The organism is Paucibacter hankyongi (assembly GCF_037482915.1).
In the GTDB taxonomy this organism is placed as follows: domain Bacteria; phylum Pseudomonadota; class Gammaproteobacteria; order Burkholderiales; family Burkholderiaceae_C; genus Paucibacter_A; species Paucibacter_A hankyongi.
The window spans coordinates 634,605-657,908 of record NZ_JBBHJX010000001.1 but is presented as its reverse complement, the minus strand read 5'-3'; the positions used below and the strand labels follow the sequence as shown (position 1 = coordinate 657,908).

At 62.9% G+C, this 23,304-nt stretch carries 17 protein-coding genes; 6 read left to right on the top strand and 11 right to left on the bottom strand.

Going from position 1 to position 23,304, the window contains the following annotated elements; translation table 11 throughout:
- Window positions 1–34: 34 nt before the first annotated feature.
- Complete coding sequence (locus tag WG899_RS02825; RefSeq protein ID WP_263540201.1) at window positions 35–334, top strand: flagellar basal body rod protein; 300 nt, start codon at window positions 35–37, stop codon at window positions 332–334.
- A gap of 58 nt (window positions 335–392) precedes the next feature.
- Here WG899_RS02825 and WG899_RS02820 read toward each other — a convergent pair whose 3' ends face one another.
- Both WG899_RS02820 and WG899_RS02815 read right to left on the bottom strand, forming a co-directional pair.
- Window positions 393–2,420 carry a sensor histidine kinase gene (locus WG899_RS02820; RefSeq protein ID WP_339594091.1) on the bottom strand — a complete coding sequence of 676 codons (2,028 nt, stop codon included), beginning with the start codon at window positions 2,418–2,420 and terminating at the stop codon, window positions 393–395.
- A gap of 203 nt (window positions 2,421–2,623) precedes the next feature.
- Window positions 2,624–4,552 (bottom strand): bifunctional 2',3'-cyclic-nucleotide 2'-phosphodiesterase/3'-nucleotidase, encoded by a 1,929-nt coding sequence (locus WG899_RS02815; protein WP_339594090.1) that lies wholly within the window; start codon window positions 4,550–4,552, stop codon window positions 2,624–2,626.
- A gap of 263 nt (window positions 4,553–4,815) precedes the next feature.
- Between WG899_RS02815 and WG899_RS02810 the strand changes: the two genes are divergently transcribed.
- The 4 genes from WG899_RS02810 (at window position 4,816) to WG899_RS02795 (ending at window position 12,699) form a co-directional block, all read left to right on the top strand.
- The gene (locus WG899_RS02810; RefSeq protein WP_339594089.1) at window positions 4,816–6,084 is read left to right on the top strand and encodes a 3-methyl-2-oxobutanoate dehydrogenase (2-methylpropanoyl-transferring) subunit alpha; all 1,269 of its coding nucleotides are present in this window, start codon (window positions 4,816–4,818) and stop codon (window positions 6,082–6,084) included.
- Entirely contained in the window at window positions 6,081–7,121 is a 1,041-nt protein-coding gene (locus WG899_RS02805) for an alpha-ketoacid dehydrogenase subunit beta (protein ID WP_339594088.1), read from the top strand. Before WG899_RS02810 ends, WG899_RS02805 begins: the two co-directional genes overlap by 4 nt.
- The gene (locus tag WG899_RS02800; RefSeq protein ID WP_339594087.1) at window positions 7,121–8,434 is read left to right on the top strand and encodes a dihydrolipoamide acetyltransferase family protein; all 1,314 of its coding nucleotides are present in this window, start codon (window positions 7,121–7,123) and stop codon (window positions 8,432–8,434) included. The genes WG899_RS02805 and WG899_RS02800 overlap by 1 nt, the downstream gene beginning before the upstream one ends.
- A gap of 182 nt (window positions 8,435–8,616) precedes the next feature.
- The gene (locus tag WG899_RS02795) at window positions 8,617–12,699 is read left to right on the top strand and encodes a two-component regulator propeller domain-containing protein (RefSeq protein ID WP_339594086.1); all 4,083 of its coding nucleotides are present in this window, start codon (window positions 8,617–8,619) and stop codon (window positions 12,697–12,699) included.
- A gap of 14 nt (window positions 12,700–12,713) precedes the next feature.
- On the opposite strand, the gene WG899_RS02790 is transcribed toward WG899_RS02795, so the two are convergent.
- The 3 genes from WG899_RS02790 to WG899_RS02780 form a co-directional block, all read right to left on the bottom strand.
- Window positions 12,714–13,178, bottom strand: a complete 465-nt coding sequence (locus WG899_RS02790) for a GNAT family N-acetyltransferase (RefSeq protein ID WP_339594085.1) — start codon at window positions 13,176–13,178, stop codon at window positions 12,714–12,716.
- A 29-nt stretch (window positions 13,179–13,207) separates the two neighbouring features.
- Complete coding sequence (locus WG899_RS02785) at window positions 13,208–13,843, bottom strand: FMN-binding negative transcriptional regulator (RefSeq protein ID WP_339594084.1); 636 nt, start codon at window positions 13,841–13,843, stop codon at window positions 13,208–13,210.
- 137 nt (window positions 13,844–13,980) lie between these two features.
- Entirely contained in the window at window positions 13,981–14,661 is a 681-nt protein-coding gene (locus WG899_RS02780) for a pyridoxamine 5'-phosphate oxidase family protein (protein WP_339594083.1), read from the bottom strand.
- Between the two features lie 149 nt (window positions 14,662–14,810).
- Here WG899_RS02780 and pdxR point away from each other — a divergent pair, with 149 nt between their 5' ends.
- Window positions 14,811–16,370, top strand: coding sequence for a MocR-like pyridoxine biosynthesis transcription factor PdxR (gene pdxR, locus WG899_RS02775; RefSeq protein ID WP_339594082.1), 1,560 nt, complete (start codon window positions 14,811–14,813; stop codon window positions 16,368–16,370).
- Between the two features lie 54 nt (window positions 16,371–16,424).
- Here the strand turns inward: pdxR and WG899_RS02770 are convergent, their stop codons facing one another.
- The 6 genes from WG899_RS02770 to WG899_RS02745 all read right to left on the bottom strand — a co-directional run bounded on the left by WG899_RS02770 (window position 16,425) and on the right by WG899_RS02745 (window position 23,198).
- Complete coding sequence (locus WG899_RS02770) at window positions 16,425–17,738, bottom strand: erythromycin esterase family protein (RefSeq protein ID WP_339594081.1); 1,314 nt, start codon at window positions 17,736–17,738, stop codon at window positions 16,425–16,427.
- A 213-nt stretch (window positions 17,739–17,951) separates the two neighbouring features.
- The gene (gene acnB, locus WG899_RS02765; RefSeq protein ID WP_339594221.1) at window positions 17,952–20,540 is read right to left on the bottom strand and encodes a bifunctional aconitate hydratase 2/2-methylisocitrate dehydratase; all 2,589 of its coding nucleotides are present in this window, start codon (window positions 20,538–20,540) and stop codon (window positions 17,952–17,954) included.
- A gap of 50 nt (window positions 20,541–20,590) precedes the next feature.
- Window positions 20,591–20,995 (bottom strand): type II toxin-antitoxin system VapC family toxin, encoded by a 405-nt coding sequence (locus WG899_RS02760; protein WP_339594080.1) that lies wholly within the window; start codon window positions 20,993–20,995, stop codon window positions 20,591–20,593.
- A 65-nt stretch (window positions 20,996–21,060) separates the two neighbouring features.
- Window positions 21,061–21,306, bottom strand: a complete 246-nt coding sequence (locus tag WG899_RS02755; protein WP_339594079.1) for an AbrB/MazE/SpoVT family DNA-binding domain-containing protein — start codon at window positions 21,304–21,306, stop codon at window positions 21,061–21,063.
- A gap of 154 nt (window positions 21,307–21,460) precedes the next feature.
- On the bottom strand, window positions 21,461–22,081 hold the full coding sequence (locus WG899_RS02750) for a hypothetical protein (protein WP_339594078.1): 621 nt from the start codon (window positions 22,079–22,081) through the stop codon (window positions 21,461–21,463).
- Window positions 22,082–22,199: 118 nt separating this feature from the next.
- Window positions 22,200–23,198 carry an HpcH/HpaI aldolase/citrate lyase family protein gene (locus WG899_RS02745; RefSeq protein ID WP_339594077.1) on the bottom strand — a complete coding sequence of 333 codons (999 nt, stop codon included), beginning with the start codon at window positions 23,196–23,198 and terminating at the stop codon, window positions 22,200–22,202.
- Window positions 23,199–23,304 lie beyond the last annotated feature (106 nt).

Genomic DNA, 23,304 nt, shown 5'->3' with positions numbered 1-23,304 from the left:
ATCCAGGCATTCGCCAGCAGTTCGGAGTTTTGCCATGTCCATCGGCCTGTCCACCGCCTTGTCCGGAATCTCGGTTGCCAACGAGCGCCTGCGCGCTTCGGCCAGCAATATTGCCAATAGCGGGGTTAGCGACTTCCGCCGTCAGCAGGTGGAGGCCCAAACCTTGGAGTCGGGCGGCGTTAAGGGCCAGCTACGGCAGGTGAATGCCGTCGGCAATGCCGCCGAGGCCGATATGGCCACGCAAAAGACAGCCACCTACGCCTTTGTGGCCAATCTGCGTGTGCTGCAGACCCAGTTGCAAGCCAGCGGTACCTTGCTGGATATCCACGCCTGAGTACGCCCGTTTGTGCTCTGTAATCTGAAGCCCGGCGCGGGACGCGCCACAGCCGGCCTCAGTTCAGCGGTAAATCCAATTCGGCCAAGGTGCCCTGACCCAGTTGGCTGCTGACATGGATACGGCCGTGCAGCAGTTCTTCGACCAACATGCGCACCACGCTCAGGCCCAGGCCGGCGCCTTCGCGGCCCATCTGACCGCAAAAGAAGGGGTCGAAGATGCGTGGCAGCGCTTCGGCCGAAATGCCGCAGCCGTTGTCTCGCAGGCCGATGCGAACGCGGCCGTCCTGTTGGCGCAGGCTGATGATCAGGCGCGGCGCGTTGGCGTTTTTCAGACCATGCCCAATCGCGTTGTCGAACAACTCTCGCAGCACGTCGCCCAAGGCATGCATGGCGCCGCGCATTGGCAGTTGCTCCGGCATTTCAAACTGGCAGATGATGCCGCCCTCGGAGAGCCGGGCTTGCTCGTTCGCCAGTGTGTCGTGCAGCAACCGGCAGAGGTCGAAGTCTTGTGCCGCTTCTTGGGCGCTGTCCAGTGACAGCGCCTTCAGGCGTTGCACCAGCACAGTGGCGCTTTCGAGCGAACGTTCAACCAGCGAGGAGCATTGGCTCAATGAGTTGGCGGTTTCACTCAGCGCTTGGCGCCGTACCTGTCCGTCGCTGAGCCAATGGGCCAACTCGGTCGCGCGGTCATGGATGACCGAGGCGCCCATGCGTGCATTGCCCAGTGGCGTGTTCAATTCATGCGCCATGCCCACCACCACCCGACCTAGCGCCAACTGCTTTTCCTGTTGCATGACGGTACGCAATGCCAGTTCCAACTCCTGCGTGCGGGCGCTGACACGCGCTTCCAACTCATCATTGGCCTGCTGCAGGGCCGCCTCGGCGGCGCGCCGGATGCTGGCTTCGGCCTGTAAGCGACCCAGGGCCTGGCTCAACTCGGCATTGCGGGCGGCCAGTGATTGTTCCAACTGGCTGCCCTGGCGGGTCAGGTGTTCATTGGCCAGGCGCATGCGCTGCAGACTGAAGACATCTTGCATGGCCTGAGTCAAGGTGGATGAGACGCTTCGAACGCGCTGCCTTTGCAGCGTCAACAAGGTATGGCTGGCGTTCAGGGCAGCATCGGCGTCACCGGCGGCCTGACCGTGGCGTGCAATCGCACGCAAGATGTATTCGCGTACAAACTGGAGCGAGGCACCTTCCTGGTCGACGCGGCGTTCAAAGGCCAGCAGACCCCGCCAGGCTTCGGTATTGGCGCGTTCCCGCCAACCGATCAGCAGCTCAGAGAACTCGACCGCCCAGCGCGCTCCGGCCACCTGCGTCATCAGACTGCTGTCGGCGTTTTGGTGGATGGCTTGCAGATGAACCCTGGCGTCTTCGGTGCCGCCCACCAGGGCCTCGACCAGTGACAGGTTCAGGTGACTCAGCAGGCCATCTTCTTTCAGGCCCTGAGTCTCGGCCAGATGCAGGGCGTCTAGGTGCAAAGCTCGGCAGCGCAGCCAGAGCGGCGCAGCGGGCGGTGCCAGTTGTTCGTCGGCCAACACAAAGCAGGCGGTGGCTCCGGTATTGAGCAGGCGGTGCAGGGCGCCCACCGGGATCTTGTCTCGCTGCGGCAGCAGTTCGTCCACCAAGCGCAACAGGTCTTCGTGCATTTCGGCCGCGGCCATGATGCGGGCGCGGGAAGCTTGGAATTCAAAACCCAAGACCGGATTGGCGGCCATGCCGGCCAGTTCAAAGGCGCGCTCCAGGCTGCCCAGCGCGCCGTGATGCAGGCGCATGCGCGATTGCAGCAATGCCAGACAATTCAAGGCGATCGCTTCGACCAAGGGGTCGCCCGGCAGCAGGGCGGCTTGCTCGACCATATTGAGCGCCTGCTCCAGCCACGCCGTGCCCATCACACTGGCGTCTGCTTGCATGCGGCATTGCAGTCGAAGGATGCGGGCCAGCAGGGCGTCGCTGCTAGTGAGGACGCGACTCTCAATGCGGGCCAAGGCCTGTTCAGCGGCAGTCAACTCCATGCGCGTCATCAAGCTTTGGATCTGCTCCAAGCCCAAGCGCGCGCTCGACGGTTCCGCAGGATTCTTCATCGGCGCTTCCTTCGGTTTTGACCCCGCTGCCGTGCAAATATTTTGGCTCCCCTGCTGTGGCCTATTGTGCCGCCTGTTGCTCGACCTGTTGAGCGGCATGTTGTGCGGACTATTGTGTGGCCTGATCGAACCCTTGTCAGCCCCGCGACTGTGTGCCCTTGCAGTTCAGTGAACAATTGCGCGGCGGCGACAGCAGGCCGACCTCAGGGCTTGAGCTCAAACAGTGCCGAGCCGTCTGCGTTCTGCCGCAGCAAGCTCAGGCGAGGCAAAGCCGGCAAATAAGGGATGCCGCCCGCGCCGCTGCGAAACAGCAGTCGCACGCCCGGCACCGGCTTGATGCGCCAGTTGCCGTCTGCGCTCGGGTTGAATTGCTGCGCACCGGCTAGGAACTGGGCCACCGCTTGACGGGTTTCGTCCGGCGCGTCGACCACGATCTTGCTCGCATTGAGGCCCGGGAAGCCGCCACCGCCATTGGCGCGGTAGTTGTTGGTGACGACCAGGAAGCTCGCAGTCTCGTCCAGCGGCTGACCCTGATAACGAAGATCGACGATGCGCCTTGCGTTCGATGCACTGCGTCGCCCCTCGGCGTCGTATCGGGCCGGCTGGCTGGGATCGATTTCGTAGCTCAAGCCTTCAATCATGTCGAAGTTGTAGGCGCGAAAGTCCGGATCCAAGAGCTCTTGCTCGGTCGGCCCGGCCGGGTCGATCTGGCGGAACTGGCCGGCCGACATCTCCAGCCATTCGCGCACCTCGGCGCCGTTCAGTTTGAGGGCCTTCATGGTGTTGGGGTAGACATACAGATCGGCCACATGTTTGAGTGCCAGCGGGCCGGCCGGGATGTCGGTGTAGTTGCTCCATCCCTGGCGTCCCCCGGATTTGAACGGTGCGGCCGCCGACAAGAGCGGCAGGCCTTCCAAGTCGGTGCCTTGCACTGCGCGGCGCATATAGGCCAATTGCGCCTGTGCCACCAATTGCACCGAAGGGTCGTCCAGCACCTGGGCAAAGTAGCTGTGAATCGGTGTGCTCGAATGCGCCACCTGGGCGCGCATATGGGCGAGGGTCTCGCCGTGCTCCTGTGCAATCACATACGCGACGACCGGGTCGGCGGGCACCAGCGCGCGCCGCGTTTCGCGTTGGTAAACGCCGCGCAGCTCGGCATGGCTGTCGCTGACGCGCCAGCGGCCGTGTTGTCGCGACAGGGTCAGATCAATCAGACCGAGGTGGTCGCCCCAACGTCCCGGCATCACGGTCGGCACGCCATAAATGCTGCCGCGCCGCAGGTCCACGCCGGGGTGTTCCGCAAAGGCGGCGCTCGGGAATTCGCTGTGGGCATGGCCCAGCAGCAGCGCGTCTAGGCCCGGTAGGCGAGCCAGTTCGGCAGCCTTGTTCTCGGCCAACTGAGGCTGGCTGGTTTTTTCAAAACCGGTGTGAGCAATGGCGATCACCAAGTCCGCGCCGCTGGCCCGCAAGTGGGGAATCAAGGCGCGGGCGCTGTCCACCATGTCCACCACGGTGAGTTTGCCTTCGAGATGGGGGCGGTCCCATTGCATGATCTGCGGTGGGGTCAAGCCGATAACGCCAATCTTCAGTCGGTGGGCCTTTCCCGCCGTGTCAATGAAACGCCGCTCCAGCAGCACCGAGGGCGTGAAAGCGTGCCGCGCTGGCCCGGGGCCGGCCAGCATCACATTGCCATTTACATAGGGAAATGCGGCGCCGGCAATGGCCTGGCGCAAAAACGGCAGGCCGTAGTTGAACTCGTGATTGCCCAGGTTTCCCGCGTCATAGCGCAGCAGATTCATTACCTTGTAGGCCGGATGGATGGCGCCCTTGGGCAGCGGCTTGACCTTGGCCACCATGTCGCCCAGCGGGTTTCCTTGCAGCAGGTCGCCGTTGTCGAACAGCAGGTTGTTGTGGGCCTGCTCGCGCGCCTGGTGGATCAAGCTGATGGTCTTGGCCAGACCATATTCATCGGTCGAACGATCCTGGTAGTAGTCGTAATTGAGCAGGTTCATGTGCAGATCGGTGGTCTGCATGATGCGCAGTTTCAGTTCGGCGGCATTGACCGTCGTAGAGAGCAAGGTCAGGGCAGGGAGCAGGGCCAGGGCGGCCAGGGTTGGACGGAAGAGTGACATGGGCTGAGTGAAAGGGGTAGGCCGCGTGCCGGTTGGCGCGTGACTTGAACAATGTGCAGATGCTAGCCGCTCACTAGGGTTTGTTCCGGCGCGTTTTCTGCCGTCGCTTGGGTCAAAGGGCTGCGCTTTTCCGCTACGCTAGGCCTAAGCGACCGGCAACCCCGGTTGCCACCCCATGCTTGCAGCCGAGGCGCTACCGCCGAGACTGGAAGTCATGCTTCATCGCAGCTTGGGCGCGAGATCCGCGCAGGAGTGAATGACGAATGAGTAGCAACGATGAGCTGGATCGTGGCGAGCGCCTGCGCTTGCACGTGCCCGAGCCGAGCGGCCGACCGGGCTGTCACACCGACTTTTCCTATCTGCATCTGTCACCGGCCGGTGAGGTGCGCAGGCCGGCCATCGATGTGGCCGCGGTCGACACCGCGGACCTGGCCTACAGCCTGGTGCGGGTGCTGGATGAGCAGGGGCACGCCGTCGGCCCCTGGGCGCCAACGGTGAGTGCCGATCAACTGCGCCGCGGCCTGCGAAGCATGTTGAAGACACGCATCTTCGACGGCCGCATGCTGATTGCACAGCGCCAGAAGAAACTCTCCTTCTACATGCAGAGTTTGGGGGAGGAAGCGATCGGCAGCGCCCATGCCATGGCGCTGAACGAGGGCGATATGTGCTTCCCCACGTATCGCCAGCAAAGCCTGCTCTTGAGCCGCGATGATGTGCCGCTGGTGGAGATGATCTGCCAGCTTTTGTCGAATGAGCGCGACCCACTCAAGGGTCGTCAACTGCCGGTCATGTACTCGATCAAACGGGCCGGGTTTTTCAGCATCAGTGGCAATTTGGCGACGCAGTTCATTCAGGCTGTGGGTTGGGCCATGGCTTCGGCCATCAAGGGCGACACCCGCATCGCCAGCGGCTGGATCGGTGACGGTGCCACCGCTGAATCAGACTTCCATACGGCACTGACCTTTGCTCACGTCTATCGTGCACCGGTGATCCTCAATGTGGTTAACAACCAATGGGCGATCTCGACCTTTCAGGCCATTGCCGGCGGCGAGGGTACGACATTTGCGGCTCGCGGCTCTGGGTGCGGCATCGCCTCGCTTCGCGTTGATGGCAATGATTTCTTGGCCGTCTACGCCGTATCGCAATGGGCGGCGGAGCGCGCTCGGCGCAATTTGGGCCCGACGCTGATCGAATGGGTGACCTACCGCGCTGGTCCGCACTCCACCTCGGATGACCCGTCCAAATACCGTCCGGCCGACGAGTGGCAACGCTTCCCGCTTGGCGACCCGATCGGCCGCCTCAAACAGCATTTGCTCAATCTGGGCGAATGGTCTGAGGTGCAGCATGAGGCGCTGCACAAAGAGCTGGAGGCTGAAGTCATCGCGGCGCAAAAAGAGGCTGAGGCCTTCGGCACTCTGGCCGATGGCCACATCCCCAGCATTGCCTCGATGTTCGAGGATGTTTACAAGGACATGCCGGCCCATTTGCAGCAGCAAATGGCCGAGGCGCGCCGCTTTGGAGGCCGGGAATGACTGAGAAAGAAGCACAAGACAAGGCAGTGCCCATGACCATGATTCAGGCCCTGCGCTCGGCCATGGATGTGATGCTGGCGCGTGACCCGAATGTGGTGATCTTCGGCCAGGACGTGGGCTACTTCGGCGGCGTGTTCCGTTGTACCGACGGCCTGCAAGCCAAGTACGGCGACCAGCGCGTCTTTGATGCGCCGATCTCCGAGGGCGGCATCGTCGGCGTGGCCGTGGGCATGGGGGCTTACGGCCTGCGGCCGGTGGCCGAGATCCAGTTCGCCGACTATTTCTACCCGGCCTCGGACCAGATCGTTTCCGAGGCGGCACGGCTGCGTTACCGCTCGGCCGGCGACTTCACCGCGCCGCTGACGATTCGCATGCCTTGTGGCGGCGGCATCTATGGCGGGCAGACGCACAGCCAGAGTCCGGAGGCGCTGTTCACCCATGTCTGCGGCTTGCGCACGGTGATGCCGACCAACCCCTATGACGCCAAGGGCCTCTTGATCGCGGCCATCGAGTGTGATGACCCAGTGATCTTCCTGGAGCCCAAGCGGCTCTATAACGGCCCCTTCGATGGCCATCATGACCGACCGTCCACTCCGTGGTCCAGCCACCCGCTGGGCCTGGTGCCAGAGGGCTATTACAGCCTGCCCTTGGATCAGGCCACGGTCTTCAGGCCGGGGCGAGACCTGACGGTGATCACCTACGGCACCATGGTTTACGTGGCCGAGGCGGCGGCCAAGGAGACTGGCATCGATGCCGAAATCATCGATCTGCGCGCGATCTGGCCGCTCGATCTGGAGACGATCGTTAAGTCAGTCAAGAAGACCGGTCGCTGCGTCGTCTTGCATGAGGCCACGCGCACCAGCGGCTTTGGCGCCGAATTGGTGGCGCTGGTGCAGGAGCATTGCTTCTACCACCTGGAGGTGCCGATCGAGCGGGTGACCGGCTGGGACACGCCTTACCCCCACGCCCAGGAATGGGACTACTTTCCCGGCCCGGCCCGCGTGGCCGCAGCCCTGCAACGTGCGATGGAGAAATGATGGGACAACATGTCATCAAGATGCCGGACATCGGCGAAGGCATTGTCGAGGTGGAGTTGGTGGCCTGGCGGGTACAGGTCGGCGACGAGATTCGCGAGGACCAGATCCTGGCCGATGTGATGACTGACAAGGCGACGGTGGAAATCCCTTCGCCCGTGCACGGTCGCGTGCTGGCCTTGGGCGGCGAGGCGGGCGAGGTGATGCGGGTCGGCTCCGAGTTGATTCGTATTGAGGTGGAAGGTGAACAGGGCAATGCGACTGCGTCAGCGGCGCCAGTGGCTGCGCCCGTGCCAGCACCGGCACCTGCCGCCGCTCCCATCGCTCCCATCCCTGCCGCCGTGGCCAGCCCGGCCAGGGCTGCAGCTCCAGTGGTGCCGATAGCCACGCCGCCTGCGGCGAGCGCAGCCGCGCATCGTCCGCAAGACCTGAGCGCCGGCGACAAGCCGATTGCCTCGCCCTCGGTACGCCGCCGGGCCTGGGAGTTAGGCTTGGAGCTCAGCCAGGTGCGGGGCAGCGGCCTGGGCGGGCGCATCATGCATGCCGACCTGGACTTGGTGGCCGCTCAGCCCAAGGCCAGCGCCGCGCGACCGGCCCGCGTCAGCCCAGCCGCTTTAGCTGCCGACGAAACCATCAAAATCACCGGCCTGCGCCGCAAGATTGCGCAGAAGATGCAGGAGTCGAAACGGCGGATTCCTCACTTCAGCTATGTGGAGGAGGTGGATGTCACCGAGTTGGAGGCCTTGCGCGAGCAGTTGAATCAGCGCTACGCCGCCAGCCGCGGCAAGCTGACTTTGCTGCCCTTGTTGATTCGAGCCATCACGCGGGCGGCGCGGGAGTTCCCGCAAGTCAATGCCCGTTTGGATGATGATGCGGGCCTGCTGACCCGCTACCAGGCCGTTCATTTGGGCGTGGCGACCCAAACCGATGCAGGCCTGATGGTGCCGGTCATGCGGGATGCGCAGGCCTTGGACCTGTGGGACTGCGCGGCGGAGATTCGGCGCTTGGCCGAAGTCGCGCGCAGTGGCCGCGCCACCCGGGATGAACTGACGGGTTCGACCTTGACGCTGACAAGTCTTGGGGCCTTGGGCGGCATCGTCACCACGCCGGTGATCAACCACCCTGAGGTGGCGATTGTGGGTGTCAACCGCATCGTCGAGCGGCCCATGATGATCAAGGGCCAAGTGGTCGGGCGGCAGATGATGAATCTGTCTTCGTCCTTCGATCACCGGGTCGTGGACGGCATGGTGGCGGCGCAATTCATCCAAGCGATTCGCGCCTTGCTGGAATGCCCGGGGCTCTTGTTGCTCGACTGATCGGATCACGGAAGGGGTGATTGAAGGGGGAGCAGGATGTTCGGCCACCTCCTTGGCCCTCCTTCGTTGTGCCGTGCAAACCCTGCTGAACTCTCCGAGGCCGTCCTCTCGTATTCCTGCTTGGCGCTTGCAGAACTGCGGGTACGATGGGTCGGAGACTTTGGGCAATCAGTCGGGTGGCCATGGACTTGGCGAAGCAGCGTCGGAGCAGTGCAGAGCAGGGGATAGCTCCAGGCGGCGAGCTGTCGGCAGGCTGTTTGTTGCAGTGGCAGCGGCTGAGGCAGCGGCAGCGGCAGTGGCAGTGGCAGTGGCAGATTCGCTGGGTGTCTTGTCTGCTGCTGGGCTGGGCGCTCGGGCTTGGCTTGATGGCTGCGGCGCATGCCAGTCAGCGCAACTTCTATTTCGAGCGACTGTCCGAGATTCAGGGCCTGCCGCGTGACAACGTCACCGCCTTTGCGCAGGACAAGCATGGCTTTATCTGGATCGGCACGCAGGCCGGCTTGAGCCGCTTTGACGGCTACCGCTTGGTGAATTACCGGCATGTCGAGGGCAAGCCCGGCAGCCTGGGTGAAGATTGGGTGCAGGCCTTGCTGTTGGATCCGCAAGGCCAGCTGTGGGTGGGCACCCGGCGCGGTTTGCAGCGCTATCGCCCGGAATTGGATGACTTCGAGACGCTGTCGCTGCCAGCCGGCCCGGGATCGGGGCAAGGTCATCTGCAGGTCAACGCCATCTGCGCCGATGCGAAGGGCAATCTTTGGGTGGGCACCGAGAGCGGCCTCTACCAATATCAAACCCAGATTCAAAAGTTCCAAGTCCACACGGCTGGCCTGAGCCATCCGCGCGTGCTTTCGCTGTCTGTGGATGAGTCCGGTCAGCTCTGGATTGGCACTGAGTCGGGAGTCGATCACTGGTCGCCCGGCGCGCAAACCTTGTCAGCGGTGAAAGTTACGGCCTCGCAGATGGCCTTTGCGATGGCGCCGGCGAAGATCGTGCTGGTGGACGCACAGAATTTGCTATGGGTGGCCAGTGAGATCGGCGTTCAAGCCTGGCGCTTGGACGAAAAAGGGCAGGTCGGATCGCGCGTGTTTGCTGTTCCCCGCTCGCGATCCGATGCCTATGTGGCGCTCTTGCAAGACCGGCAAAAGCAGCTGTGGATGGGCATGGAAACCGAGGGCTTGTGGCGTTGGCAGCCCAAGGAGCAGCGCTTTGAAGTGTTGGCCCACCGGGAGGCCGATGCGCATTCAGCACCCAAGCACATCACTTCCCTTTTTCATGATCGCTTCGGCAGTTTGTGGGTTGGCACCTGGGCCTCGGGTGCTTACCGAGCCGACTTGGGCAGCGGCGGCTTCAACAAATATGTCCATGTGCCGGGCGATGCCAACAGCCTGGTGGAGAACCGCATCTTCAGCATCACCAGCGACGGCCAGCGCGGCTTGTGGCTGGCCACCTATGACGCGGCGATTCGGCTCAATCCACGCAGCGGTCATGCGCAAACCTTTCGGTTCGGCAGCAATGAAAAAGAGAGTTTGAACTTCTCCGACACCCATGTCTCCTGGCAGGACAAAGTCGCCTGGGACTGGGTCCTCAAACACATGGACCCCAAGACCAGCCAGGTCAAACTGCCCAGCTTCAGTGCAGACAATCCACTCGCTGAAGTGATTCGTTATATCAGCAGTGATCCGCAAGGGCAGCTATGGCTGGGCTCGCGCGGAGGCTTGCACCGCTTGGACCCCAGCAGCGGAAAACTGCGTACCTTCAAACACGATGCCAAGGACCCCGGCAGCCTATCTCAAGACTATGTGCGCATGCTGCTGGTCGACAAGGACGGCGATGTCTGGGCCGCGACCTATCAGGGCCTCGACCGTTTGATGCCAGGCAGTGAGCGCTTCTTGCACTATCGCAATCAGCCCGCCGACCCCAACAGCCTGCTCAGCGATCGGGTGCAGTATTTGTTTCAAGACAGCAAGCAGCGTATTTGGGTGGGCACGGCGCAAGGGCTGACGGAGTTGATCAAGCGTCGCGATGGTTCGGTGCAGTTTCGGAGGTTGCCGGGGAGCACGGGCCTGAGCAGCGACCCGATTGGCGGCATTCTTGAAGATGCGCAAGGGCGCCTCTGGGTCAGTACCACGGCCGGTATTTCTCGCTTGGACCCGGAGTCGGACCAAATCCAGAACTACACCGCGCAAGATGGCATGATCGAAGGCTTTTACTTCGCCAACTCGGCCTTCAAGGACAGCGACGGGCGCATGTATTTCGGCGGCCTGAACGGCCTGACCGGTTTTCATCCCGACGATATTCGTGAGAACGCCATTCCGCCGCAGTTGGCGCTGACCGCCATTCGAGTCAACAACGATCCCTTGCTGCCGGGACAGCGGGTGCAGGGGCTGACCCTGCCGACGGCCTTGGCGGAGCTGCGGAGCTTGACGCTGGGCAGCTCGCATGAAACCCTGTCGCTGGAGTTTGCTGCGCTTCATTACGCCGACCCTCAGCGCAATCGATACGCCTACAAGCTCGAAGGCTATGACAAGGATTGGGTCTCGGTGGGTGCCGGCCAGCGAATCGCCAGCTACACCAATCTATCGCCGGGCAACTATGTCTTTCAGCTCAAGGGCGCCAATAAAGACGGGCTTTGGAGCGAGGAGAGCATCCGGCTGGAGTTGAAGGTCCAGCCGGCCTATTGGGCGACTTGGTGGTTTCGGCTTTTCTCGGCCCTGGCTTTGCTCGGCTTGCTTTGGGCGATGATTCACGCAAGGCTGGCTGCACTGACGCGCCAAAAGTTGCAGCTTGAAGCGCAGGTCTCTGCGCGCACGGCCGAACTCAGTCAGGAAAAGCGACGCGTCGAGGACACCATGGCCTTGCTGGTCGATGAAAAGCGCGAGGTCGAGCGGCAAAAGGAGATCGTGGAACAGGCCCACGGCAATATCTCCACCTTGAGTGAGATGGGGCGTCGAATCACCGCGACCTTGGACCAAGACTTGATTTTGCGCAGCATCCATGGGTATGTGGCGCAGTTGATGCCTTCGGATGGCTTTGCACTGGGGCTACTGGACCCCGTGAGCCGCAGTTTGGACTTCCCCTATCTCTTTGAAGGCGAACACAGCCGATCAGGCTGGCGCCTCAGCCAGGCGCACGGCGCAGGCGCAGGCGCAGGCGCAGGCGCAGGCTCCGTCGAGTCCTCTGCAGGCGACTGGGAGTGGGCCTGTCTGGCGCAAGCCAAAGCCCTGCATTGCAAGTCCAGCGAGCACTCGGCTCTGCAGGTTTTTGGCGTGGACTGCGCCGAGGCTTTGTTGGCTCCCTTGTTGATCAATGGTCAGCTGCGCGGCTTGATCGGTGTCTACAGCCGGCAGCCCGGCGTCTACCAAGCCTGGCATCTGGACATGTTGGTGACCTTGGCGGCTTACAGCGCCATTGCGCTTGAGAACGCCAACACCTTTGCTCGTCTGCGGCAAACGCAGGAGGAATTGGTACAGCAGCAGAAATTTGCCGCCTTGGGTTCGCTGGTGGCGGGCGTGGCCCATGAGCTGAACACGCCTTTGGGCAACTGCTTGCTGGCCGCCAGCACCTTGGAGCAAAACTCATCGGCATTTGCCGCCCGATTGAGTGAACCGGCGTCCGGCTTACGACGCTCCGAATTGAAGGACTTCGTCGATGGCGTGACCCATTCAGCGCAATTGTTGATGCGCGGGCTGAGCCGCTCGGCCGACTTGGTTCGCAGCTTCAAAGAGGTGGCCGTGGATCGCAGCAGCCAGCTGCGCCGGCGCTTTGCGCTCCAAGCGCTGGTCGAGGATGTGCTGGAAACCTTGGCCAATGAATTGAAGAACAAGGGCCATGATTGGCAGATAGATATTGCTTCCGATCTGGAGATGGACAGCTACCCCGGCCCACTGGGCCAGGTCTTGAGCAATCTGGTCAAGAACTCCATCTTGCACGGCTTTGAAGCGCGCCGCGGTGGGCGGATTCGTATCAGCGCCAGCCTGCTCAAAGATGCCGAGGGCATTGATGTGCCGCGCTTGCGCATCCTCTATTCCGATGATGGGCGCGGCATTGCGGCCGAACACATTGAGCGTGTCTTCGATCCTTTCTTCACCACCAAGATGGGGCAGGGCGGCAGCGGCCTGGGTTTGAGCATCAGCTACAACTTGATCCACTCGGTGCTCGGCGGAGACATCTCGGTGCGCAGCCAGCCCGGGCAGGGCGTTGAGTTCGAATTGGACCTGCCTTTGTCCGCACCGCAAGCCCAAGCGCCAAGCTCAGACGAGACTTGAACCCGGCGCGCACTTCAGCCCCTCACACGGAGGTTGTAGCTGAGAAAGACCCGGTCTTGCACCCAAGCGAGTGATTCGTACAGGGCTTGGGCCGCAAAGTTGCCGCGTGCGGTGGTCAAGTCCATGCGGGCAAAGCCTGTCTGCGCAGCATAGGCATGCGCCGCCGCAAGCAAGGCGCGCCCGGCGCCGCAACGCCTCGCCGTTGGCAAAACAAACAAGTCGTAGAGGGTATAGATCGGCGCCGCTTCGACCGAGCAAAAGCTTGGGTACAACTGGCAGAAGCCGAGCAGCGTTCCCTGGTCGTCATGCGCCAACAAGATGACGGACTCCTTGTTCGTCAACCGAGCCTGAATGAACTGCTGCGCCCCAGCCAGGTCCGGCGCCTGCTCATAGAACTGCCGATAGGCATCAAACAAGGGTGCAATGGACGCGCTGTCTTGTGGCTGCGCGTGGCGGATAGCGAGTGACGTGGTGTTCATTTAATTTAGCTTCGAGATTCAAGGGGTGGTCAAGCGATTCGCTCATTGACCATGTGCGACAAGGTCTGTGAATTCACGTCCATGCTGGCGGCCAGCCCGGCGACTGTGCCGAGGCGGTCAGCGTGGGCCTCGTCTTGGCTCAGCTTCCATTTGCCGCTCAGGCTGTCGAGTGGAATCTCGATACCGACGATGGCCTGGGCCAGTCGTTCAATGAAGGCGGCAGGTGCGTCGGAGACCTTCCAGGGCAGCGCTCGTGTGGACTCCTGCTGATCGGTCAGGTCCGAGATCATTTGCAGTATCCAGGCGGGATCATGCTGTACTTGCGCAATCCCCTTGGCCTGCACGACGGCGTAGTTCCAGGTCGGCACCACCGCGCCGCTGTTCAGCCGGGTCGGGTACCAAGAGGGCGTGATATAGGACTGAGGGCCTTGAAAGACCACCATGGACTCCTGCTCACCACTCAGCTCGCGCCAGACCGGGTTGGCGCGCGCCACGTGAGCGCGCAGCGTGCCATGCGGGCCGCGCGCGCGGTCAATCAGGAAGGGGATGTGGTTGGCCGTCAGTCCTTCGGTGGCGAGTGTGATCCAGGTGCCGAGCGGATGTTTGGCAATCAAGTCGTGCAAGGTCGCCAGGTCTTGTTCAGCGTTGCAGGGTGGGATGTACATGGGTGAACGAGTGAAGACGTGGGGCGGGAGGGGAAGAGGCGCGAGCCCGAGGGGCGCATCGACGCTGTAGTGTCGATCTGTTGGGATTTTTAGTCATGGTTTTGCGCGGCCTGGCATCGACGCAGTTGGCGCTCGTTTCAATCGGCCGAGCTCATGTGCCAGTTCCGCACATAGGCTGGTTCGGGGGCGACGTTGTCGAGGGCGGCAATGGCTGTCGTTTGCTCCTGCCGCAAAGGCAGCACGCCCGCCCAGACGGGCAGGGCCAGGTCTTGCTCATCGTCTTGTGGCGGGCCGCTGCGTACCTTGCATGCGGCCTCATCAAGAGGGATGCGCAGCACCGTGGTCGCTGCAAATTCCTTGGCATTGCCGGGCCGCGCCTCATGTTCGCGACCGGGGGCGATTTTGTGCATGAAGGCATCCAGGCTGGCGCGTTTTTCGGCCGCGTCGGTGACGGCTTCGAACTGACCGTAAATCACGCAGGAGCGGTAGTTCATCGAATGATTGAAGGCCGAGCGGGCCAGCACCAAGCCGTCCAGATGAGTGATGGCCACGCAGGCCTGCGCGCCTTGCTTCAGGTGCTTGACCATGCGGCTGCCATTGGACCCGTGGATGTAGAGACTGTCCCCTTCACGCCAGCAGGCGGTGGGGATGCAGTGGCTGCCCTGCTCGTCGCTAAAGGCGATATGACAGAGGTAGGCCGCGTCGAGGATGGCATACACGGTTTCGCGCTCGTAGCGGGCGTTCTCGGCGATGCGGCGCACACGACTGCGCGTGCTGGGGGCGGTGGCGGAGGGAATGGCAGCCAAGGGAGGGTTCATGGCGTATCGAATGAAGGGCGGGTGGAGCAGGATGGTTTTTGTGTGCGGACTCAATTGCAGGACGCAATGTAGTGATCGGATGGTTCCAAGATAAGGTCCAATGCAGTTAATTTTTTTAGAACCACAAATTCAAGCGTGGACAATAGAGCATGGATTACGCCTTATTGATCTCAGGCCATGCCGAGCGATTGGGTCCGGCGACTTGGTCGCGACAGCGTCTGCTGCACGAGGCGCTGCGTGAGGCGATCCGCAGCGGCAAACTGCCGGCGGGTAGTCGCTTGCTGGCCAGCCGGGCCCTGGCGGCCGAGCTGGGCTGGGCGCGCAACACGGTGATCTATGCCTATGAACAGCTGGCCAGCGAGGGCTGGGTCAGCGCCGGTCGGCAAGGCACCGTGGTGCATGCGCGACCACTGTCCTCCTTATCTTCTGCTTCGGCGCCTCGTGCTGCCGCGGATGAAACGAACGATGAGTCGCGGGCGCAAGTGGAGGTTCCCTTGAGCCTGTCACAGCGGACGGCGAGTCTGGCCTGTTTGCCGGTGGCTTCCGACCTGGCGGCCGGTTTTGCGCCCGGGGTGCCGGCCTTGGATGCTTTCCCGCAGGCGCTGTGGCGGCGCCTCATGGCCAGGGCTTGGCGCTCGCTCGACGGGGCGCAGCTGAACTATGGTCCGCCGGCCGGAGAGTTGGCGCTGTGCCAAGCCATTGCCGCCCATTTGCGCGCATCGCGGGCGGTGCGCTGCAGTGCCGAACAGGTCTTCATTACCGATGGCACGCAGGCCAGCCTCGATCTTTGTGCGCGCGCCTTTGCCGATGCCGGCGACAAGGTCTGGATTGAAAGCCCCGGCTATGGTGGCGCGCTGACCGCATTCCGCGCGGCTCAGTTGCGGCCAGTCGGTATTGCGGTTGACGGCCAAGGCATGGCGCCACGCCCGCAGGACTGGCGCCAGCAACGTCCGAAGCTGATCTACGTCACGCCCTCGCATCAATATCCCAGCGGCGCGGTGATGAGTCTGGAGCGGCGTTTGGCCTTGATCGCCCAGGCCCGCCACATCGGTGCCCTCATCATTGAAGATGATTACGACAGCGAGTTCCGCTACGACGGCCCGCCCTTGGCGGCCATGCAAGGCTTGGGACATGACTTGGGCGCTACGCCGGGCAAAGGTCTTGATGGCGTGGTGGTCAGCGACGCACCGGTGATCTACCTGGGTACCTTCAGCAAGACGCTATTCCCCGGCTTGCGCATCGGTTTTATGGTGGTGCCAGCGCCGCTGGTCAATCCTTTGCACAGCTTGCTGGCGCGCTCGGCGCCGCGTGGCCGTGCGGCCGACCAGTTGGCCTTGGCCGAGTTCCTGCGTGAAGGGCATTTCGGTCTGCATCTGCGCCGTATGCGCCGGCTCTATCGTCAGCGTCGCGATGCCTTGGTGCAAGCCTTGCAGGCGCAGGTGGGCGACATCGCCACGGTTCAGGGTGCGTCGGCGGGCATGCATCTGGCGCTGTGCTTCGATCCGGCGCTAACCATCGACGACCAAGCCGTCAGTGCTCAGGCCTTGCAAGCCGGCATCGTCGCGCCGGCCTTGAGTCAACACCAGACCGGCCGGCGGGGTGGCACATGGTCCGGCTTGATGCTGGGTTATGCCCAGGTCCCGGAAGCGCAGATCGAGCCGCTGGTGCGGCGTCTCGCGCTGTTGCTGCGTGCTGCTGTGAAAGCATGACGGGGCGGGTGGAGTTGTCCCTCGCCCCTCATCCATCGATGGTCGCTGAGCTGCTTAGCGCACCATGCTGACCGGCCGCACGCTCGGGAAGAAAACCAGCCAGTCCCAGTTGCGGCCCAGCTGACCTTCGCGCAAGGACGTCTCTGCCCCCTGTTGGAGGTACTCAAAGGCATATTGCGGCATCTCCAGCGGACGGGCCGCGTGCAGCAGCAAGGGTTGCATCGGCTTGCCGGCCATCAACTGAGCCTCTAGGCTGCCGGCCGCCGGCGTCGGCAAGGTTTGAGCCTGCATCGAGCCGAAGTCCAGAATCTGGCCCCCACCGGCGCTGAAGTGGATCACCTGATAGCGCCCGCCCCAATGCCGGTGCATCACCTCTCCGGCCTGCAGATGCGTCGGGCTGCGTTGGAAGCCGCGGGCCAGGTGCACGATATGGGCCCAGATCACCGTCTTGCGACCCTGAAACATCTGCTCGGTCAACCAGATGCTGTTGGCGCCCATCACATTGTCGCGTTGGTAGTCGGCGTCCTGGCTCCAGTAGCTGCGCGCTTGCGCCTCCAGACTCAAGACCACCCGGCACCACCAAGCGGGGCCGTCAAGCAGGGGCGCTGCGGCGCCGCCAGCGGCTTTCGGCCCACACAAGGCCGCGCGCATGCGCTTCGTTTGCGTGAAGAAGGCGGTTTGCTCATCCGCCATGGGGGCTTGGCGCTGCAGGGCCAGGAGTGCAGAACTCAGGCGACTCATCTGCCGCCAGGGTTCACCTTGCACCAAGTCCGGATGGCCGGCCTTTGTCAAGGCGGCTTGCAGTCCGGGCAGCAGCGTCTTGCCGCTCAACTCGCCGCTGTGCTGGCTGTCGGTGCCGGCCAGCTTGAGCGGATTCGCGCTCTGCTGGGTCTGGTCGACGTACTGCAACATGCGGCGGCCTTCGGCGCTCTTGGAATACATGAAGAAGACATTGCCGGATGCCAGATCATCCAGCTTTTCGCCGCGCGCCATGGCCTGGCTGATGCGACCCAGGTCATAGAAGCCGCTCTCCAGCTGCAGCACTTCAAAGCCGAGCTCTTCATGCAGATAGCGCAGTAGGCGTAGCTTGTAGGCGAACTCTTCATGGGCGCCATGCGTCTGCTCGGCCAGACCGACCACTTGCGCCCCGGCCAAGGCCTGGCCCAAGGGTGCCAGGTCGCTGAAGTCCTCGGCGTTTGCATCCGCCGTCAGTGGCCAGACCTGGTAGGGCGCGGCTGAGTTGGGTGCGCTTGCTTGCGGTGTCGCGGGACGCTCGTTGGCCCGAGTGAGGTCAGCCGTCAAGCTCAGGCTCAGCAGCATGAGGAGGAGGGCGGCAAAGCGGCTATGGCTGGGCGGGCGTGGCGTCATGCGATGAATCCAGTTGAATACCAGTCGGCATGCTAAACGCTGCCGTTGCCCCTGGCATTGGTCATGCCGCGGAATCTTTTGTGGAGGTAACTTCAGGGCCCAGTGGGCATTAAAAAACCCGCCGATGCGGAGCAGGGCGGGTTCAGAGGAGGCTTGCCCGAACCCTGGTTTGTTACCGGGGCCGGACAGACTCAGTGCGGACTTAGCTGAGCCTTAGGCGACGCCCTTGGCAGCTTCTGCGTACTCTTCAATTTGGTTGAAGTTCATGTACTTGTAGATGGCGGCGCCGTCCTTGTTCACCACGCCCATGGCTTCGTGATACTCGGCCACGGTGGGGATCTTGCCCAGCTTGGAGGCAATCGCCGCCAGCTCGGCCGAGGCCAGGAACACATTGGTGTTCTTGCCCAGACGGTTGGGGAAGTTGCGGGTCGAGGTCGACACCACGGTCGCACCCTCACGCACCTGCGCCTGGTTGCCCATGCACAGCGAGCAGCCCGGCATTTCGGTGCGCGCGCCGGCGGTGCCGAAGGCGGCGTAATGGCCTTCCTTGATCAGCTCGCTCTGGTCCATCTTGGTCGGCGGGGCCACCCACAGCTTGACCGGGATGTCGCGCTGGCCGCCCAGCAGCTTGGCTGCGGCGCGGAAGTGGCCGATATTGGTCATGCAAGAACCGATGAAGGCTTCATCGATCTTGGTGCCGGCCACTTCGGACAGGGTCTTGGCGTCGTCCGGATCGTTCGGGCAGCAGAGGATAGGTTCCTTGATGTCGGCCAGATCGATCTCGATGACGTGGGCGTACTCGGCATCCTTGTCGGCTTCCAGCAGGTTCGGGTTGGCCAACCAGGCTTCAACCTTGTCGATACGGCGCTGCAGCGTGCGAGCGTCAGCGTAGCCGTCGGCGATCATGTTCTTCATCAGCACGATATTGCTGGTGAGGTATTCCTTGATCGGCTCGGGGTTCAGCTTGACGGTGCAACCGGCGGCGCTGCGCTCGGCCGAAGCGTCGCTCAGCTCGAATGCCTGCTCAACCTTCAGGTTAGGTAGACCTTCAATTTCCAGGATGCGGCCCGAGAAAGCATTGATCTTGCCGGCCTTGGCAACGGTCAGCAGACCGGCCTTGATGGCGTACAGCGGGATCGCATGGACCAGATCACGCAAGGTGATGCCGGGCTGCATTTCGCCCTTGAAGCGCACCAAGACGGACTCAGGCATGTCCAGCGGCATCACGCCGGTGGCAGCGCCGAAGGCCACCAAGCCAGAGCCGGCCGGGAAGGAAATGCCGATCGGGAAGCGGGTGTGAGAGTCGCCGCCGGTGCCCACGGTGTCGGGCAGCAGCAGACGGTTCAACCAGCTGTGGATCACGCCGTCGCCCGGACGCAGGGACACGCCGCCACGGTTGCTGATGAAGGCGGGCAGTTCGCGGTGCGTCTTCACGTCCACGGGCTTCGGATAGGCCGCGGTGTGGCAGAAGCTCTGCATCACCAAGTCGGCTGAGAAGCCCAGGCAAGCCAGATCCTTCAGCTCGTCGCGGGTCATTGGGCCGGTGGTGTCTTGCGAACCAACGGTGGTCATCTTCGGCTCGCAGTAAGTGCCGGGGCGCACGCCCTGGCCTTCAGGCAGGCCGACAGCGCGACCGACCATCTTCTGCGCCAGCGTGAAACCGGCGTTCGTGGCGGCCGGGGCGGCCGGCAGGCGGAACAGGGTGGATGCGGGCAAGCCCAGGAACTCGCGCGCCTTGGCGGTCAGCGAGCGGCCGATGATCAGGTTGATACGTCCGCCGGCGCGCACTTCGTCGAACAGCACATCGCTCTTGAGCTTGAACTCGGTGACGGTGGCGCCGTCCTTCACGATCTTGCCCTCGTAGGGCAGGATGTCGATGACGTCGCCCATCTCCAGCTTGCTGACGTCCACTTCAATCGGCAGCGAGCCCGAGTCTTCTTGCGTGTTGAAGAAGATCGGGGCGATCTTGCCGCCCAGCGTGACGCCGCCAAAGCGCTTGTTCGGCACGAAGGGGATGTCTTGGCCGGTGGCCCAGATCACGCTGTTGGTGGCGCTCTTGCGCGAAGAGCCGGTGCCGACCACATCGCCCACATAAGCGACCAAGTGGCCCTTCTTCTTCAGGTCTTCGATGAACTGCATCGGGCCGCGCTTGCCGTCTTCTTCCGGCTTGAAGGCCGCGCCTTCGCGGGTGTTCTTCAGCATGGCCAGATAGTGCAGCGGGATGTCCGGGCGGCTCCAGGCGTCAGGGGCGGGCGAGAGGTCGTCGGTATTGGTCTCACCAGGCACCTTGAAAACGGTGACGGTGATCTTTTTCTCGACTTCGGGGCGGCTGGTGAACCACTCGGCATTGGCCCAGCTTTGGATCACGTCCTTGGCTTGCGCATTGCCGGCCTTGGCCTTTTCGCTGACATCGTGGAAGAAGTCGAACATCAGCAGCGTCTTCTTCAGCGCGGCGGCGGCGGTGGCGGCCACTTCGGCGTCGTCCAGCAGGTCGATCAGCGGCTTGACGTTGTAGCCGCCAACCATGGTGCCCAGCAACTCGGTGGCACGGGTCTTGGTGATCAGCTCCACAGCCAGGTCGCCGTGAGCGACCGCAGCCAGGAAGCTGGCCTTGACCTTGGCGGCGTCGTCCACGCCCGGCGGAATGCGGTGCGTCAGCAGGTCCATCAGGAACTCGCCTTCGCCCGCTGGAGGGGTCTTGATCAACTCGATCAGTTCAGCGGTCTGCTTGGCGTCGAGGGCGAGCGGCGGAATGCCGAGGGCGGCGCGCTCGGCGACATGTTGGCGGTAGGCTTGCAGCATGGTGAAGGCTTCTCCTGGGTTGGCTGTCATGGCGGGATCGGGGTCAGAACTCAAGCGGCCTTGGGCACGATGAGTTTCAAACCCTTGAAGTAATCTCTGAAAAAACCGTCGTCGGCGGTGATCAAGGCGGTGCACTGCAGCAGCGCATGGGCGCCGACGATGAAATCGGGTACGGTACGTTCACGTTCGCCGCCGCGGGCTCGGTAGCGGCGTTGCATCTCTCCGGCACGGATCGCGGCGCGTTGTTCAACGCCGCTGTAGACCATGCCCATCTCTTCCATCACCTGCATGGCCTGATCGCCATTTTGCAGCGAAGAACAAACCTCGGAGACGACCACGTCACAAACCACCACGGGCCCGTGGGTCAGGGCTTCACGCAGGGCGGCCTCGGCCAAATCGGCGCGCGGGCTGTTGGAGAGCAGGTCGACGATGACGGAGGAGTCGATGGCGATCACGCGGCGCAACTCCGGTCAGGCGCGGTGGCGCCGCTGTGGGCGCTTGAGGCAAACAGAGTTCGCATTCAGCTCTCCATCGGGTCGCCAGGGGCGCGGCCGCGGACGGCGCGCATGGCCTCATCGACCGAGGGGAAGCCGTCCAGCTTGAAGCGGCCACGGGCGCGCGAAATGGCGTCGTCGACGTTCTTGCGCAAGATGATGCGGGCGCCGTCGAGTTCCACCGTCAGTGTCGTTCCCTTACTCAGGCCCAATGCATCACGCACTGCCTTGGGCAGGGTGATCTGGCCGCGTTCGGCTACTGTGGCTTCCATGCTAGGGCTCCGGCTTGCGAAAGTATGTATTGATTTTACGTACTTTCAAATGCATACCGCAAGCCGATTGCTGGAATCGGCATGAAAAAAGGAGGCCATGGCCTCCTTCTGATGAAGTTTTTGGCGCGGGCTTACCCGTGGCTTTGCCAGTACCTTACTTCTTGGTGCTTTTGCCGGTGCGGGTCGGCACGGCGGTGTTGGCGGCCGCCGTTGCGGCGTCCGGGGTGATGCCGATGCCGCCGGCAGCCGTCCCGTTCGCTTCGTCTTGGGCCGCGGCCAAGGCGGCCGACTGTGCCTCGGAGACTTGAATCGAGTTCATGCAGCTGTCGACGATGCGCTGGCCGACCTTGGTGTTCATCAGCATCGACTTGGCGGGAATCTGCAGCCACACCACACCGGCTTTTTTGTCTTCCAGTCGGACGGCGCCGGTGGTGGTGGGTTCGGGCGCCATGTTGTAAATCATCTTGCCAAACTGCACATGGAAGCGACCGGGCTTCTCGGGGTGCGGTGTGACCGTGACCTTGCTCTTGAATTCGCAGTCGGCGTCACCGCTGTGCACGCTGGAGGCGGCGGCAATCTGCTCTTCGGTCAAGGGCGTGTTGTCTTCTTCCGGCAGCGGGGCAATGGCGCTTTGGGGTTTGGCCTTGGCGACCAGGCGATTCTTTGGTTTGCTGTTTTCAACGGCGGCCGACCAGGCATTGCTGCCGGCAGCGCTAACTGCACACAGCAGCGCAAACTTGAACAGGGATGATGGGCGTGAAGTTGAAAACTGCATGGGGCTTTGTCTCGAAGGTGATGCTGCAATTGTCGCTCTTGCCGGGCGCATCTGGCTTAGCGTTTGCCAGCAAATTGTGTGCAGGGTGTAAGTAGGTCCATGGAGTTGTTGCGTAAGCTCAATGCTTGCCGAAAAAGGCCAGCTCCACTTCGATGGGCAAGGCTTGGCCCGTGCGGTGGGCGCGCTCCAGTACCTGCCAGAAGAAGCGGTAGCTGGCGCGGTCATGCAGGGTGTCGTGAAACTGAATGGGTGCCCACTGTGCGGCCTGGGCGGCGTGGATGATGTCGATGGCTTCATCGATCTCGGCCACGCTGGGGGCGAAGGCGTCGATGATCGGTTGGATCTGCGCCGGGTGAATGCTCCACATGCGGGTGTAGCCAAATTCGCGCGCGGCGCGCGAGGCGGATGCTTCGATGGCTGCTGCATGTTTGAACTCGGTCACCACGCAGTGCGAGGGGGTTTTGGCGTGCGCGTGCGCGGCTGCTGCGATCTCCAGCTTGGCTCGTGCCACCAGGGGGTGGCTGAATTGACCTTCCGCACCCAGTGCATGCCTGGGAATGGCGCCGCGGTGAGCCGAGACAAAGTCCATCAAGCCGAAGGACAGCGATTCGATACGCGGGTGCGCCGCAATCGCTTGCACATCGCGCAGGGCGCCATGGGTTTCGATCAGCACATGGATGGGCAGGGGCTTGCTGATGCCGTGATGGCGCAGGCTGGCGTCGATGATTTCGCAGGCCAGCTTGACCTCCTCGGCACCACGTGGCTTGGGTAGCATAAGGTAGGCAAGTCGCTCGCCTGAGCCCTGAATTAAGCCGTCGACATCGGCCTCAAACGACGCATGCCCCAAGGGGTGGACGCGGGCGCCGACCCGGTTGTGGCGGTTGTTGCTGCTGTTCAGCATGCTGTTGATCAGTAGCACATGCTCGGCTTCGCCGCCGATCGGGGCGCCGTCCTCGCAGTCGAGGGTGATGTCAAACAGCGGGCCCATCTCGGCTTGCAGCGCCAGGCTTTTGCTCATGCGGGCTTCGACGCCGCAGTAGTGGTCGACCACAGGCAGGGCGGTCGCGGCATCGCCGTCTTCGAACAGGGCCAGCTTGGGGTGCAGGGCAGGGTTCACGGTCTGGACTCTCGAAAATTAAAAAGGGCCGGCATGTTCAGCATACCGGCCCTTTGGGACTTTTTGCGACTCCTGGGATCAGATCCAAGGGTCGGCCGAGCGCCTC